At 43.4% G+C, this 16273-nt stretch carries 15 protein-coding genes; 2 read left to right on the top strand and 13 right to left on the bottom strand.

Annotation, left to right across the window (positions count from 1 at the left end):
* The first annotated feature begins 72 nt into the window (after nt 1-72).
* The gene (locus tag AKG37_RS17005) at nt 73-1431 is read left to right on the top strand and encodes a hypothetical protein (RefSeq protein WP_060699891.1); all 1359 of its coding nucleotides are present in this window, start codon (nt 73-75) and stop codon (nt 1429-1431) included.
* Nucleotides 1432-1475: 44 nt separating this feature from the next.
* Here the strand turns inward: AKG37_RS17005 and AKG37_RS17000 are convergent, their stop codons facing one another.
* The 9 genes from AKG37_RS17000 to AKG37_RS16960 all read right to left on the bottom strand — a co-directional run bounded on the left by AKG37_RS17000 (nt 1476) and on the right by AKG37_RS16960 (nt 11368).
* On the bottom strand, nt 1476-2789 hold the full coding sequence (locus AKG37_RS17000) for an MFS transporter (protein ID WP_060699890.1): 1314 nt from the start codon (nt 2787-2789) through the stop codon (nt 1476-1478).
* 45 nt (nt 2790-2834) lie between these two features.
* The gene (locus AKG37_RS16995; protein WP_078061040.1) at nt 2835-4037 is read right to left on the bottom strand and encodes a CaiB/BaiF CoA transferase family protein; all 1203 of its coding nucleotides are present in this window, start codon (nt 4035-4037) and stop codon (nt 2835-2837) included.
* Between the two features lie 118 nt (nt 4038-4155).
* Complete coding sequence (locus AKG37_RS16990; protein WP_060699889.1) at nt 4156-4536, bottom strand: cupin domain-containing protein; 381 nt, start codon at nt 4534-4536, stop codon at nt 4156-4158.
* A gap of 23 nt (nt 4537-4559) precedes the next feature.
* Complete coding sequence (locus AKG37_RS16985) at nt 4560-6320, bottom strand: thiamine pyrophosphate-binding protein (RefSeq protein WP_060699888.1); 1761 nt, start codon at nt 6318-6320, stop codon at nt 4560-4562.
* Nucleotides 6321-6354: 34 nt separating this feature from the next.
* Nucleotides 6355-7131 (bottom strand): type I 3-dehydroquinate dehydratase, encoded by a 777-nt coding sequence (gene aroD / locus AKG37_RS16980; protein ID WP_060699887.1) that lies wholly within the window; start codon nt 7129-7131, stop codon nt 6355-6357.
* Between the two features lie 9 nt (nt 7132-7140).
* Nucleotides 7141-8574 (bottom strand): aldehyde dehydrogenase family protein, encoded by a 1434-nt coding sequence (locus tag AKG37_RS16975; protein ID WP_060699886.1) that lies wholly within the window; start codon nt 8572-8574, stop codon nt 7141-7143.
* Nucleotides 8571-9428 (bottom strand): citryl-CoA lyase, encoded by an 858-nt coding sequence (locus AKG37_RS16970; RefSeq protein ID WP_078061039.1) that lies wholly within the window; start codon nt 9426-9428, stop codon nt 8571-8573. The genes AKG37_RS16975 and AKG37_RS16970 overlap by 4 nt, the downstream gene beginning before the upstream one ends.
* A 324-nt stretch (nt 9429-9752) precedes the next feature.
* Nucleotides 9753-10574: an ammonia-dependent NAD(+) synthetase gene (nadE, locus tag AKG37_RS16965; protein WP_060699885.1), complete on the bottom strand. Its 822-nt coding sequence runs from the start codon at nt 10572-10574 to the stop codon at nt 9753-9755.
* Between the two features lie 197 nt (nt 10575-10771).
* Nucleotides 10772-11368 (bottom strand): DUF1989 domain-containing protein, encoded by a 597-nt coding sequence (locus AKG37_RS16960; RefSeq protein ID WP_060699928.1) that lies wholly within the window; start codon nt 11366-11368, stop codon nt 10772-10774.
* Nucleotides 11369-11447: 79 nt separating this feature from the next.
* Between AKG37_RS16960 and AKG37_RS16955 the strand changes: the two genes are divergently transcribed.
* Nucleotides 11448-12797: an amino acid permease gene (locus tag AKG37_RS16955; RefSeq protein WP_060699884.1), complete on the top strand. Its 1350-nt coding sequence runs from the start codon at nt 11448-11450 to the stop codon at nt 12795-12797.
* Here the strand turns inward: AKG37_RS16955 and AKG37_RS16950 are convergent.
* The 4 genes from AKG37_RS16950 to AKG37_RS16935 form a co-directional block, all read right to left on the bottom strand.
* On the bottom strand, nt 12792-13550 hold the full coding sequence (locus AKG37_RS16950) for a YqcI/YcgG family protein (protein WP_060699883.1): 759 nt from the start codon (nt 13548-13550) through the stop codon (nt 12792-12794). The genes AKG37_RS16955 and AKG37_RS16950 overlap by 6 nt on opposite strands.
* A gap of 186 nt (nt 13551-13736) precedes the next feature.
* Entirely contained in the window at nt 13737-14120 is a 384-nt protein-coding gene (locus AKG37_RS16945) for a UPF0715 family protein (protein WP_060699882.1), read from the bottom strand.
* A gap of 194 nt (nt 14121-14314) precedes the next feature.
* Nucleotides 14315-14944, bottom strand: coding sequence for a LysE family translocator (locus AKG37_RS16940; RefSeq protein WP_060699881.1), 630 nt, complete (start codon nt 14942-14944; stop codon nt 14315-14317).
* A 114-nt stretch (nt 14945-15058) separates the two neighbouring features.
* Entirely contained in the window at nt 15059-16249 is a 1191-nt protein-coding gene (locus AKG37_RS16935) for an MFS transporter (RefSeq protein WP_060699880.1), read from the bottom strand.
* Between the last annotated feature and the right edge of the window lie 24 nt (nt 16250-16273).

Raw genomic sequence — 16273 nt, 5'->3', positions numbered from 1 at the left:
CCACTAAAAGAAAACAAATTCTACTAGACGGAATAAAATCAATTGAAGATGTTTGATGGAGGAGATATTTGAATGTACCTGGTCGTTTTTACACTTCTGATTAGTTTATTTATTGTTCATCAACTATTTCCTGCTCCCGTACTCTCCTACTTTGTTGGTCTGCTGGCCGCTTTCTCGCTCACCATTTCTTTTAAGAAAGCAAGTGGGCTTTATTTGAAAACAGGTGCTGTGTTTCTCATCATTGGTTTGTTCTTATTCTTCTTATCCGGCCAGCCATTGCATACGTTTGTTCTTCACTTTCATTCCATGCTAGGCTTGCTTTCTCTATTTTTCATGCTGCCTTTTATTCATTCTCTCATACATGTTGGACATTTCGATACACAATTAAATAAACTGCTCACACTGCATACAACGAGCACAAATCAGCTTTATCGCAAGAGTTCATTTGTCACTCATATTCTTGGCATGTTTTTAAATATCGCGACGATCCCCTTACTATATACATCGCTCCAACCGTCGCTGGAATCCCTAAAAAAACAGGTGCAGCAACATCTTTATTCACGCAACCTCTTAAGGTCATATGCATTATGTTTAAGCTGGAGTCCTGTTGAAGTGCTGGTTAGCGTCACCATTGATGCAACTAAACTAAAATATTATCAAATTGCACCCATTACTTTTGGTTTAATGGTCGTGGTGCTGGCGGCAGACTGGATGCTTTTTTCTCGTCAAAGCAAACGATTACCAAACATCATTCAGTCAGCAGAAACAAACTCCAACCCTCATCGAATTAAGCGAAAAACGCTCCAGCTCGCTTTCATGCTGTTAAGCTTTATGACAGCCGTCTCACTTGTCGATGCATGGATTGGAAAAGGCTATCTATTTGCTGTTGTGCTGACAATTATTCCATTTGCTCTAGTTTTCTCATCTGTTATCAAAAAAAGAAAACAATATATAGCGGTCTCTGTGCCTCATTGGAAAGAAAGAACCAATCAACTCTCCAACTATATGTGTCTATTTTTAAGTGCCGGCTTCTTTGTCGATATGCTGCTTGCCACAAATAGTATGCAGCCAATTCAAGCATTTATTGTCAGTATATCAGACCATGCCATTTGGGTTTATTGTGTCATTGGGTTATATTTTCTGATCACCGCCCTTTGCGGTTTTCATCCACTCGTCTCGCTTGCTTTATTAGTCAGCATGATGACACCTGTCATTCATGAACTGCCTGCTCTTCCCATTGCTATCATGCTTATCGTTGCTGGCACATCAACTGTCATGTTTAGTCCTTTTAATGTTTCTGTCTCCCTATTAGCAGATTTGATGAAGGTCAACCCTTACCGTATCACGCGTTGGAATATTTGGTTTGCTGGCTTTTATATCAGCATGGGTATCGCATGTGCAACAGTTATCACCGTTATTTTTTATTCATAAAAAAAGAGAACTCGTCTTGATATGAGTTCTCTTTTGCTTTCCCGCTACGGTTTTAATTGAATACGTTCAATTTTACCTACGATGAAAATGTACGACAATGCCCCGCCTAATGCGACTAAACTGACGAATAAAATTCCCCCGTTGTAAGAGCCCGTCGCCGACACGATGAATCCGATAATCAGCGGAGTGATGATCCCAGCTAAATTAGCAAAAAAGTTAAATACGCCGCCAGCCAGCCCAACCATTTCCTTCGGTGCTACCTCAGACAGCATCGTCCAAGAGATATTAGACAGTCCTTGGGCAAATGATGCGATGGATAAAATGGTCAGCACAAGCGGGATATTCGTTGTAAAGTTCGCTAAAACAATGGTACTTGTCAAAAGCAAACCAACCACTACCGGCAGCTTTCTCGCTACATTCACGGATACACCCTTTTTGAGCAGCCAATCAGACACATATCCTCCAAACAATACCCCAAAGAATGCAGCAATATAAGGAAGAGATGCAGCAAAACCTACCTTGAGAAACGCCATATTTTTCGCCTCTGCTAAATAGGTCGGAAACCATGTTAAAAAGAAAAATAGTGTAGACGCAACAGAGAATTGGCCAATATAGAGCCCGATCAATTTACGATATTTTAGAAGGGCGGCAAAGTCTGCCCATTTCAGCTTCTCCTGTGAGGCTACTGACAGCCCTTCGCCTTGCCGGATTAATTCTAACTCATTTTTATTTACCTTCGGATGCTCTTTCGGTTCGTGATAAAACTTGTACCAAAAGAAAGCAAATATGATACCGAGCGCACCTGCCGTAATAAAGACGGTTCTCCAATCGAAAGTCGTCATGATCCAGAAAAGAAGAGGTGTCGCAAATGCAAGACCCACATATTCTCCAGCAGTATACACACCTGTTGCAAAAGCCCGTTCCCGCCTCGGAAACCATGTGGTCACAATGCGGTTATTCGCAGGAAATGCGGGAGATTCTGTAATCCCAATAAACAAACGACAGCCGAATAAAAAGGCAAAGCTATTCGCAAACGCCTGTAGGCCTGTAAAAATAGACCAGGTAATGAGTGATATCCCATACGTTACCTTTGAGCCAAATTTATCGAGAATAAAACCGCCTGGTATTTGCATCGCTGTATATGTCCAGCTAAATGCTGAAAAAATAAGACCTAATAAGGCAGGATTTAATTGCAATGAAGATTGAATAGCAGGTGCAACAATGGATACACTGGCTCGATCAATATAATTAATAGCGGTAATAAAAAACAACAGAATCAATATGCCAAAACGAGCTTTCGTTGGTTTCACATAAGCGGGCCGCAGTTCATTCCCCTTCAGTTCTGAATGCACTTTCATAACCATCCTCCTTTGTTTCCGCAGCGCGCGGTTCGGTTGAGCGCCTTAAATGACCCCTTTTTCTTCTAACTGCTTGCACTCTTCTTCTGTGAAGCCAAGCATATTTGTTAAAATCTCATAATTATGTTCGCCTAAATCAGGTGCAATGTGACGGATACTTCCGGGTGTTTTTTCAAACTTCGGAATGATCCCAGGCACCTTTACTTTTCCAAGACGAGGGTGATGCACTTCGACGATATTCTCTCGTGCTTGAAATTGCGGATGCTCAAAAATATCTTGAATACTTAAGATTGGGCTGACAGGAACGCCATGAGTATCTAGAATTTCTAATACATCATCCCTTGTTTTCGACGCAATCCATTGAGAGACGATCGCATCCATCTCTTTGTTATGCTTCAGCCTAGATGCATTGACCGCAAATTTTTCATCCTCAAGTAAATCTAATCGATTCATCGCCTCTGCCAATCGGTTGAAGGTCGAATCTGTACTCGTCACAAGAACCAAATAATGTCCATCCTTCGTCTCATAAGTGCCAGCAGGGCTTGAATGACCACTTAGCCCCGGTGAGCGCTCGCGCACCTTCCCAAGCTTGTCATATTCTGCAACCAAAAATTCTAACATACGAAACACAGATTCATAGAGGCCCAAATCCACCATTTGTCCAGTTCCTTCAGGATGTGTATCCCTGTAATACATCGCAGTCACAGTAGCAAACGCCACATAGATGCCAGCAATATAATCTGTCAAAGAAAAAGAAGGGCTGACTGGATGCCGGTCTGGAAACCCTTGAAGATATGTAAAGCCGCTAAACGCCGTTGCAGGTGTTCCAAATCCAGCCTTGTCCTTAAACGGGCCCGTTTGTCCATAACCCGATACACGAATCATAATTAAACGAGGGTTGATTTCCTTTAATACATCGTACCCCACGCCCCATTTTTCGAGCGTTCCAGGGCGGAAATTCTCAATTAACACATCGACCTGACCTGCAAGCTTTTTAAAAATGTCTTTTGCTTCTTCTTTGTGCAGATCCAGTGTAAGGGATTTCTTATTCCGTGAGAGACCTGACCATCTAAGTGGTTCACCATCTGCAAAAGGGCCAACATGCCGCAGCGTATCGCCTTTACCAGGTATCTCGACTTTGATGACCTCTGCACCAAAATCCCCTAGAAGCACCGCGCCATAGGGTGCAGCGATCATTGTAGAGACGTCTAATATTTTCATTCCTTCGAGCGGTGTATTCATATTCATTACTTGACTCCCTTTCATTCAAGTGATGAAGGGCTAAAACACTTTCGATCTTAGCCCTTTTCATCTTTCTAATTGACCCATAAAGCCCTGATGATTGAGGGCTTACCGGTGCAGGTTTTTAATCCTTTGGAAGCTGCCCTTGCGGTGTGTAGAGCCAAATGAGCCATAAAGGTTCATCTCCTGTATTGACATGCTGATGCGGAACACCGTCTGGAATGAACATGAAATCATTTTGCTTAAAGGACTGCCTTTCTCCTTCACAAATGACTTCGCCAGACCCTTTAATCACAAAATCAAACTCCTCTGAGCCCGGGTGATTGTGCACTGAACTTGCTTCTCCCGGTTCAAAAATGGTGAGACCCGCCATCATATGCTCTGATCCAACCGTATCTGGTGTAATGGTTTGAAATACTTTTCGAATCATTTGCTCCTCTGGACGATCTAAGCCTAACCATAATGGGTTCCCATCTTGAAACGGATTCAATACTTTAATTTTCATTGTTAATTCCTCCCTCGTTTTGTTTAATTCACGCTGACATGTGAGCGCTTTGTATTTGGTGAATAAATATCATTAATATTCCAATGTCCATCCGTAGGAACAGGATCATTTTTCATTGCTACATCAATCACGCAAGGCTCCTGAGAGGCAATGGCTTCAGCTAAAGCTTCTTTGAATTCAGAAGCAGAGGTGATTTTAATTCCCTTCATTCCATAACCTCTCGCAATGGCAGCAAAATCAGGAGAATAGCTTTCTCCACCTTTTCTAAAAACAGTACCGTATGTCGTCTCATAGTGCGCCATTTGCAAGCCAGCTATTGTTCCAAACGCACTGTTATTCATGACAATCCACACAACAGGAATGTTTTCTTCAACGGCTGTTGCAAGAACGGAAGGGTTTTGACCAAATCCACCGTCCCCAACAAGTGACACAACAACACGGTCAGGCTGAGCAATCTTTGCCCCAAGTGCGGCAGGGGCTCCAAATCCCATCGTCGCAAAACCACCTGGCGTTAAAATGGTCCCTGGAGTCAACACAGGAAATTGCTGCCCTACCCCATTTTTGTTCCAGCCAACATCAGTCGTAATAAAAGCATCTGGCGGCAATACTTCCCGCACTTCCTGCAAAATACGCTGCGGCTTCATTGGGAAGGATTCATCTTGAATATTCGTCAAATTGCTCGCCTGGAATTCTTTACGATAGGCTGCAATTTCCTTTTTCAATTCAGGTCGATCCAGCCCTTCTGACAGTCTTTCTCTCGCCACTCGATTAAGTACAGTCAAGGCTTGCTTAAGATCGGCTACTGCTCCAATTTCAACAGGATAGTTACGGCCAATTTCATTCGGATCAATGTCAATATGAATGAGCTTGGTTGATGGGAAGCGGAACGTATATTCTGATTCCCACGAACTCGCATCAGCTTCAGCAAAACGGGTGCCTAAAGCCAATATATAGTCCGCATCTTTACATTGATCATTGATAAATTTCGTCCCCCAAAACCCTGTCATTCCAAGGGTCATTGGGTGATCATCTGGCATGGCTCCTTTTCCCATCAAAGAATGGGCAACAGGGATACTGAGATGATCAGTGAATGCCTTTAATTCTTCAGCTGCATCAGCTAGTAAAATGCCTCCCCCTACATATAAGAGCGGTCTTTCTGCCTGCAGCAATCGATCTAATATCCGATTGGCCGTTTGATCATCAATTGAAGGTTTTTCAATGGTCTGTGTATGATGGTTGATTTGTTCAAATAGTGACACATCAAGGTCTTTTGAGAACACATCCATTGGAACAGAAATAAGCACCGGGCCAGGACGGCCGCTTTCAGCTAACTGAAATGCTTTTGATAAAATCTCTGGAAACAATTCTGGTATATCGACTCGCCATGCTCTTTTCACAAAAGGCCGATAAATTTCGTATTGAGAGGCATCGGAATGAAGATTGATCTCTTGATGTGGGTGCTTTCCGTAGTAATGACTTGGGACATCTCCTGCAATGACAACCATTGGAATGGAATCAAGTGCTGCATTCGCTACCCCTGTTGCCGCATTGGTGAGTCCAGGACCTAGATGACTGAGAACAACAGCCGTCTGTTTCTTAGCTCTCGCATAACCATCTGCTGCATGTGCCGCTATCTGTTCATGTCTGACATTTACAAATTGAATCGAGCTTTTTTCAAGCGCTGATAAAAAAGCAATATTTGTATGACCGCAGAGACCGAAAATATGCTCGACTCCCCGATTTTCTAAATACTGAATAACCTGTGTAGAAATATTCTTCTTCATGTTTCTCTCCTCTCACGGTGCAGCTATAAACCTGCTACTCACTTATTCTTTGAAACACAATAGATAGAACGCTGTTCAAATCCTGTATTGCCACTTGCCCGGGAGCTGAGCTTTCTTTCCCTACAGCAAAGGTCATGACAGATCCAAAAAGTCCACCAACCATTCTTGTAAAAGCCCCATATTCCCCCATTGCCATCGAAATAACGGGAATCGACAGATGCTTTTTCGCATGACTGGTCGCCGAAAGCAGTGTTAATGCATCATCATAGGAATGCGGCATCACTGCGATCTTTGCAATGTCGGCACCGACTGATTTTGCATTGACAAATAGCTGCACGAGTCGATCCACCCCAGGAGTACGATGGAAATCGTGATATGACACTATCAAGGTGACCGCATTTCTTTTAGCCGCTTGACTGACTTGCTGTATATGTGTCACATCCTGCATCAATTCATAATCAACCGCGTCCACAAGCTGAGTGGAGCAAAGCTCGACAAGCAAAGAAACCTTCTCAGCTTCTGAGAGTGATATACTTTCGCCGCCCTCCTTTTCAGAGCGAATGGTGAATAAAAATGGTATGCCCTTTGCCTTTTCTACCATTCTCTTAAGGGTGTCTATGACTTGTTCCTTGTCATGAAGGTGTTGAAAAAAATCCGCCCGCCACTCGATCACATCAGGCTTCTTCTCAGTTAACACCTCGATCTCATGTAACAATTCTTCCTTTGTTTGTCCGATGAGCGGGGTACAAATCATTGGTTGACTGCCTGTCTGCACGCTTTTTACCTTTTGCTGAAATGCCTTCACATCCATACGCCCCTTTCATAGGCCATTTGGAAGCACAACCATTTTGGTTTCGGTCATCTCCTCGATGGCGAAACGCGGACCTTCTCTTCCAAGACCACTTCGCTTAATCCCACCATAAGGCCAATGATCCAGTCTAAAATTCGACGTCCCATTGATGACGACACCGCCAGTTTCAAGTTCTTTTGCTGCGTGCAACGCAACATCCAGCTGATTTGTAAAGATTCCTGCCTGCAAACCATATCGACTATCATTTGCTTCTTTGATTGCCTCCTCCAGCTCCTCATAAGGGAGGACGCTGACAACTGGGCCGAACACTTCCTCACAGACAACCTTTGCCTGTTTCGGGGGATTTAGCAAAATAGCTGGTGTGATGCTCGCTCCATTTCTTTTCCCCCCGTATAAAAGCTGTGCACCCATACTCTCTGCCTCTTGTATCCATGCTTCAACACGCTGCGCGGCCTGGACATCGACCATGCAACCGATATCACTCTCACTGGACAGCGGATCTCCAACGACAAGCTGCTCTACTTTTTGTTTTAACACCTCAGTAAACGACGCCATGATTTGCTGGTGGACATAAATTCTTTGAACAGAAATACAGCTTTGACCGGAATTACTAAAACCTGTCTTAGCACATAGAGATGCGGCTTGTTCAATATCTGCATCGTGATGAACTATCGTCGCTCCATTCCCTCCGAGTTCGAGCAGGACTTTTTTTAATCCCGCAGAGGTTGTAATATGTTCTCCTCCGGCAGCCCCTCCGGTAAAAGAGATAAGATTCGTTCTTTCATCAGTGACTAACTGTTTCCCAGCGTCGACTCCACCAATCACAAGCTGCAGACTTGCCTCAGGAAACCCTGCTTCGAGCAGGAGTTTGACAAACGCTGTGGCAACAGCTGATGTTTGCGGTGCGGGTTTCAAAATAATGACATTCCCTCCAGCAAAAGCTGGACCGACTTTATGACAAATTAAGTTGAGCGGTGCATTAAAAGGAGTAATCGCCAGCACAACACCGACTGGTACTTTAAATGTCATCGCCATTGCTCCTTGTCCACGCGATGATACATTGCCAGGAATGGTCTCACCTATTAATCGATTCGCTTCTTCCGCTGACTGCGCCAGCGTCTCGATTGATCGCTCGACTTCATCTCTTGTATTTTTAAGCGGTTTGCCTAATTCTAACGAAATCAGTTTTGCAAAATGGTCTTTTTGTTCTTCAAGCAAGTTGGCTGCTTTTTTTAGAAGCTTTGAGCGTTCGATTGCCGATATTCCCGCTATTTGTTTTTTAGCTTGCTGTGCAATAGAAAGTGCCTGTTCTATGTCTTCTGATGATGCGAGATAAGATGTACCGATTTTCTTTCCTGAATAAGGATTGATAATATCTGTTGTAACATGATCGGTATCCAGCCACTCGCCATTTATATATGACAACGCTTTCAAACTACTCAAATTTTCTCTCCCTCCTTCAAGTGCCGCGTTCCATGTCCTGCATAACGCACCAATCTTTCTTCATTCGGACAAGGTCCCTTCACGAGGGCTCCCTTTGTGAGCTCCTCGTATGCATGCGCCACGATACCCATTCCTCTAGATAAGGAAAAAATACCTTTTGCTGCTTCTGCTGGAATGTTTAATTCACATTGGATTGCAGCAGATACACCATCTATATTCATCGTGATTTTTTTCCCTTTCAGGTGTTCAAGCTCATGTCTAATCGCTTCAGCTAACCGTAAATATGTCCCGCTGATTAGACCTTGCTGGACATATGTGTGACTCAGCTCATATAAACGTCTCACCCTCGGATCATCATCATGAAGCTGATGGCCGATTCCCGGAATTTTTTCCTTGCGAGATAACCATGTTTGACACACTTGCTTTGCCGCAAATTGTACATCCTTTTGATCATCGTAGATCGCTTTGGCTTCGTATAACATACGCATGGCCTTCTCTCCGGCTCCGCCATGAATATCACCTAATAGATTCACCCCTGTTGCAACAGAGGAATTAAACGAAATGCCACAAGTCACCGCCATTCTGGCTGCTGCAATTGATGGCGCTCTTGGTCCATGGTCTGCTCCTGCAACAAGAACACTTTCAAAAAGAGCTGCTTTTGAATCATCCAATAATTCACCAACAAGCAGTAAATAAAGCATTTGTGGATACGACAATTCACCAATTAGTTCTTCAATCGGATACCCTCGAAGTTCAATTGAATTTTTTTCAATATGACTAATCTCAGTTTCCCACCAAGCGCCTCCCTCTTTGTAAATTTCCAGTGCACTTCGATTTTTCATTGTGTGAATCATTCCTTTAGCTTCTTATTTGGAGGTGAATGACCTCCTTATTCCATCCAGTGGAATCTAATTTCACTTTTCGGAATGTGACTTTATTGTAAGCGCATTCTTTTTCTTCGTCAATCATTTTTTCTGAAAATACTGTTAATAGCATCGAATTTAAGTGAATCGAACTAATTATTATTGCTTTTTTCAATCAAATAAAGCTGTATTTAGTCAAATCGACTTGAGTAGATCGTTCTACTAGTTTAATGAACCATGTTTGGTTCATTCTGTCAAATTCAACTGAAATTCGACATAAAAAAAACCTCTCCAGAAAATGGAGAGGTCTCTTTTTTATTTCCACCAGTCATCAAACATGGAAGCTGGCACTTGGCGTTTATGCTCTGATTGAACAAAGCGTTTCTCAATCGCTTCTGCGGCTTCATCTGAAACTGGTTTGCCTTCTAAGTAATCATCAATTTCATTGTACGTAATGCCCAGTTCTGTTTCATCTGTTTGCTGAGGTTTGTCGTCCAGCAGATCGGCTGTTGGTTTCTTTAAATACAGGCGCTCCGGGGCTTCTAGCGCTTCTAACAGCGCTCGACCTTGGCGTTTTGTCAGACCTGTGAGTGGAAGAACATCTGCGCCGCCATCACCATACTTCGTGAAGAAGCCAGTTACTGCTTCAGCTGCATGATCTGTACCGATCACAAGCAATCCTTCCTCGCCGCCAACAGCATATTGCGCGATCATTCTCATGCGTGCTTTGACATTCCCTTTATTAAAGTCAGACAATGGGCCGCCTGTTTCCTTTTGATATTGATCACTGAAAGCCGTCACGGCAGGTGCAATATCATATTTCCACGACTTGTCTGGCTGAATAAATGATAAAGCGAGCTGTGCATCATCTTCATCCTGCTGCACACCGTGCGGGAGGCGCACTGCAATAAAAACAGCATCCTCTTTTCCTTCTTGACGAAGCTCACTTACAGCAAGCTGAGCAAGACGGCCAGCAAGCGTTGAATCCTGTCCGCCGCTAATACCGAGGACGAAACCTTTTGCACCCGTCTTTTTTAAATAATCCTTTAGAAATTTAACCCGTTTTTCAATCTCCTGCTTTGGGTCAATTGAGGGCTGCACATGCAACTCTTGGCTGATCTTTTTCTGCAAACTCATATCCTTTTCCTCCTAAGCATCCTCTACATGAAGAGAACAGGTTTTACTCTCAATTCATTGATTTGACAACGTTTTTTGAATCTTCATTATACCATGTTTCATCAAGAACATTTTGTTAGACGTTCCCCTATTTTATCAATGATCAAACATTCACAAGCGAAAAAGACCACGTCTTGAGGGACTGGCCCTTTTCTTTTTTAATCGATTTCTACCCGTATGGATGTACAGCTTGATCCATTACACTTCCCAATATCAGCAGGGCATGCGGACACCGCCACAATGAGGTCCATTTCAGCCCGCAGGCGAATGTAATCACCGGGGAGAGATTTAGGCAGCTCCACAGACAGCTTTCCTTTTTCATCTATGACTGTATTCATAAAGGCATTAAAAGGATAGTACATATCCTCCTTTGGAATCCCAAATGGCTCAAAGGCTTTCCGCAAATTATCGTAACATGTATGCATGACCTCTAAGTGGGTCCTTCCGTATAAGAGCTGATACATTTCTTGCCGGCAGGCAGGCATGTATAAATCATGACATTCTACTGTATCTTCAATAACCGTAAACATCGGTTTATATAAATTAGAATAGAGCTTATCGCCTTTTTTCACTTTGGACGAGAACAAACTGTCCATTGTCGCGCCCTGGTCAAATTTTTCATAAAAGTCCTTTTCATGATAGGCCATCACATCTGCTACTTGCTGGCCTTCGACATCAACCACCCGCATACATTGACCTTTTCCTAAACGAAAGCCGAGTCTGCCCTTTGGTAAAATGACATATTCTCCGTTCATCACATGCACTCCTTTCCATGACAGTATGCCCAAAATGCCCCCTTGATCATGTATAAAAAAAAGCGGCGGTTACAAGCTAATGTCATTGAAATCGAAAGGTGTTGCACTTGCATTGAAAGAAGAACAATCTTTATCTTGGTGGCAGCTTTCTCTCATCGGAGTCGGCTGTACAATTGGCACTGGTTTCTTCCTAGGTTCCAGCATCGCCATTACAAAGTCTGGGTATTCCGTCTGCATTTCCTTTTTGCTTGCTGCAGCCGGAACCTATCTCGTCTTTAAACATTTGGCTGCGATGACAGCCGATAACCCTGATAAAGGATCGTTTTGCTCTTATGCTCGTAAAGCATATGGACGCTGGGCTGGGTTTAGCAATGGCTGGGTGTATTGGTTTGCAGAAATGCTGATTACGGGAAGTCAGTTAACAGCCATATCTCTCTTTACCCGCCACTGGTTCCCATCCATTCCGCTCTGGGTGTTTTCTGCGATCTATTCAGCTCTTGCCCTGCTCGTGATTATCATAGGGCTTTCTTCTTTTCAAAAGACAGAAAATGTCCTTGCGGTACTGAAGACAGCGGCGATTTTTCTGTTTATGATTTTAGCGGTGCTTGTGTTATTTGGCATTCTGACAGAACATAAACCGACCCTGCATCTGCCAAACAAAGACCATGAATGGATGCCGCTCGGACCGCTTGGTCTTTGGAATGGATTGATTTACGCGTTTTATGCATTTGGGGGAATTGAAGTCATGGGGCTGATGGCGGTTCATTTAAAGGACCCAAAGGATGCAGCAAAGGCTGGACGTGTCATGCTGATCATTCTAGCGGTCATCTATATCGTTTCGATCGGACTTGCTCTATTGCTTGTCCCAGTGACAGCCTTTAATGAGAACAGCAGTCCCTTTATTACATCATTAGAGCCGTTTCATTTATCAATCTTTCTTCATATCTTTAATGGCATTTTCATTATTGCCGGCTTTTCGACATTGGTTGCCTCTCTCTATGCAGTCACAACACTGCTCGGCACAATGTCGGAGCATCAAGATGCACCTGCTTGCTTTAAACAAAAAGACCCATCTCATGTCAGATGGTCTTCAATTATTTTAACCGCTGCTGGCTTAGTTGTTTCAATTTTACTTGCGCTCTTTTTGTCCAAACACATCTATGAGCACCTCACAACTGCAGCAGGTCTTACCCTTCTGTACACATGGGTATTCATCCTTTTCTCAAGTAAAAAACTATCCAAGCCATCCACTCGCCAAACGTGCGAAATGATTCTTGCGCTGCTCTTAATTGGAGCCGCCGTTTCAGGCACATTAACAGAGGCAAGCGGACGACCTGGCTTTTTTATCAGCCTTGGGATCATTGCAGTGATAGCCATTATGGTGCTATTCATGAGAAAAAAGTGGAAACAGGATCAGACCGCATCATAATTTCATCATGTTTTTTAAAGCAGTAAATGGACATTTGGCGGAGGCTGGTTTCTCCGCCTCATCATCTGAGAGAAAGTATTGCTTCCATTCATGATTGGCCGGATCACCGTACCATTTTAATGATGGATGAACACTGACTTCATCATATGCTTTGAGCCGTTTGCGAACGAGCTGACTCATTTTTTGACCAAACTTGGTCGAACCATTCAGTTTCTCAAACACCCATCTAGGCTGAAACGCCATCATAACATAAGGAAAGTGACGGCTTTTTCTCAGCTTATGAGCCGGTGTGGAACATAAAATAAAATACGCTTCACCATGAAAGCAATACTCCCACTCATGATGATGAGGATCCACCGGAACATCCTCAGGCCATGGTACTTCATCTTTCTGATGCAGCCGTTGAAGCAGCGACCAAAACTGCTGTTCAAACTCTTCAAGCGAACTTTCCTTTAAGTCCTGCGGCGTTTCAAAAAAACAGATAAACGAAGCATATTGACCGGTTTCTTTCGCACAGCTTTTATATTCTCTAAGCAGCTGTGCTAATTCATCAACCGCTTTCTCTTCCCTCGGGTCTCCAACAAACCCATAACGTAAATGATCGAGAAAAAATCCTTGTCTTCCGGGTACACAAGGGAATGTATCTGCCTCATCTCCTACCATCTCTCCAAATTGTGTAAAAGCATCCTGCTTCCAATCTTCTAGTGATCGTAGATTTTGATCAAGGCAACTTTTTGCATACAGCTGGGCCATTTCCTTCCACCTCGTTTTAACGTCTTCCCCACAGCCTATGAGGTGAAAAGAGCTGTGGTGACTGTCCTGAAACGACTTTCCTAACGCATGATAACGTGAGGGTTTTCGTTCAAACTGAGCAGGTATTTGTTTGTATGATCAGACTAGTGTCTTCCGCTTCTTTTAATAGTGCGCCTTTTGTCATTCCTATGGTCGGTTCTTCATCAAAAAGACGGAATCCAACACCCAATAAATAAGGGCTGCGCAGAAGCTAAACAAATAGACTTTATAGCTTATGAACACAACAAGTCCATAATCAATCCATAAAGCCAGCGCCGAACAAACCAGCCATGCCGCAATAAAATAAACCAATAAGTCACGGCTTCGAAATCTCTTAGGATGCCTGTGTAAAACAAGCTGAATCGGTGCAGCAAAAATAACATAAGCAATCAAAATCAAAACACTGGTCATCTCCACATAACTAAAGCCCACTTCAGACGGCATAAATAAAAGGGTATAAACGAATGTTGTTGTGATAACTGATAAAATCAGCATACACGCATAGTTGAATACTGGCAGAAACATACGCATAACAGAAGCTCCTTCAATCCATTTTATATCTCACCATTATTGAAGAATGTTCAAAGTCTGTCAATCCTTACAAAAAAGAAGGCTAAAATGAAATTCATTTTAGCCTTCTTTCTTCTTACAGCGTGATAGAAAACCTTTGCAGTCTAGGAAGGACGAGCATCGGAGTGCAGACCGACAAAGAATGCGGGGTTATTCTATCCAATCAACGCCATAATCCCTTGATACCCAAAATAAGCACCGAACCCAAGTAATGATAGACCCGCAAGAACAGATAATCCATGTAAAACTCGCTCACTTAAATAACGCCTAAACGAACTAGCAAGCAGCGCCATACTGAAATCCCAAATCAGCATGCCGATAAAAATAGCCATACTGTACAAGAGCATTTGGGAAGCACCATACTTTTCAATTGTATTGGCTAAGATGCTGCCAAAGATGCCAAGCCAAAACAAAATACTGAGCGGATTAGAAAGGGAAATGAAAAACCCTGTTATGAAAGAATGACCAATGGATGCATTTCCTCCATCCTTTTTTGGACTCTCCTGTAAATTGATTTTACGCAGGCTCTCAATACCGGTATAGGTCAGAACGAAAAAGCCGAACAGCCACAAAAAAGTTTTTACAAGAGGTGCAGTCAAAAGCTGGGCGACACCAAAGTAGATGAGGAGCATATAGACAATATCCGCAGCCATAGCCCCCACACCAAAAATCCACGCATGCCAAAATCCACTTTTAATCCCTCTGTCGATTTGGGCTGCATTGACTGGCCCAACAGGCGCTGACAGTGACAACCCTAAAAAGATATAACCAAAAAACACCGCCACATAGACGTCCTCCTTTTGATGCTGACTTGTACATGTTATTCAAACATTCTGCGTTTTAGTACAAGTCCTTTGTCAGCATTTTAGGAGGAATAGAAAAGCCGCCGGATCATCTGCTTACCGATCTGCTTTCAGCCCCGGCTGCTGCGCGTGTACCGTTTCTTTTTTCTTAGAACGATTCATTTGAATCGCAGCTGCAAACAGAAGAACAGCTAAGAAGGCGAAAACAAAGACGGCACTTGCCGCTCCTGCCCATTCAAGACTAAATCCAATCAAAAAGGACAAGCAGGCTCCGCCTAAACTCGCAGCTGCAATAAAGTAACTCGTTGCCTCATCGATGGCATTTTCAATCATCAAAGCGGATGCAGTCAGTGCGATTGGGAACATGCCAGCTGCGCAAAGGCCGATGAAAAAGATGAGAATCAGCTGCGCGGCGATGTGGGTTGTCATAGCGAATATCACAAGCAGCAGAATCATGAGAGCTGCGCTCAGCTTTAAAAAACGCAGCGGATGCAGCCGATCAGCTTTCCTTGCAATCAACGTTCTGCCGATGACGATCGCTGTCCAGAAAGTAGAGACCGCAAAAAGGCCCCAATTCTCTCCCCCTTTTTCCAGCATGATCGACGGCAAAAAGTTCGCAAAGTTCGTTTCAATCCCTGCATAGAAAAAAGCAAAGCAAATCATGAGCACCACGATGATTCGATTGTTTCGATCAACAAGTAAGGACGGCTTCCTCATCTCTCCTTTAGAAGGAGCATCCATATGCCCATGAGGCAATTTGTTCATAAAAACAAGCCAAAGCATGAGGAAAAATGTCAGCGCACCAACCTGAAACAAAAACACATACTGCCATGTCTGTTCTGTGACCGTCAGCAGGATCACTAAAGGAAATAACAGTGCCCCTAATCCAAAAAAGACCTCCATGATACTAATTCGTTTTGCACTGTTAGCCATCGAAATGACATACGCCCCAGCTGTTGTCTCAAGACTGCCTGCACCGCTACCAAGAAAAAAACCTGCCAGTACAAGCGTTGTCCAGCCCGGCATCAAAAGCCCGAGCAACAGTGAGCCGATCATCAGCAAGAGACCCATGGTCAGCACAGCACCGTAGCCTTTTTTTCTCACAAGAATGGGGGATAAAAGAACACCTGTCAAAAAACCAATAAACTGAAAAAAAATTAAAGATGATAATTCCCCGGGGCCCTTATCATAACTCGACAGCAAATAAGGCGTTAAGCTGCCAAAAAACACATGAATGGTCCCAATAAAAAAATAAAAGACACAGCCAAAATAAAACACCTTTTTCATCTTTTCACTTCCTCTAAAAAGGAG

It is taken from the genome of Bacillus australimaris (genome assembly GCF_001307105.1).
GTDB lineage: Bacteria > Bacillota > Bacilli > Bacillales > Bacillaceae > Bacillus > Bacillus australimaris.
Note: the sequence above shows the minus strand (reverse complement) of the source record. Positions and strands in the feature narration are given on the sequence as shown.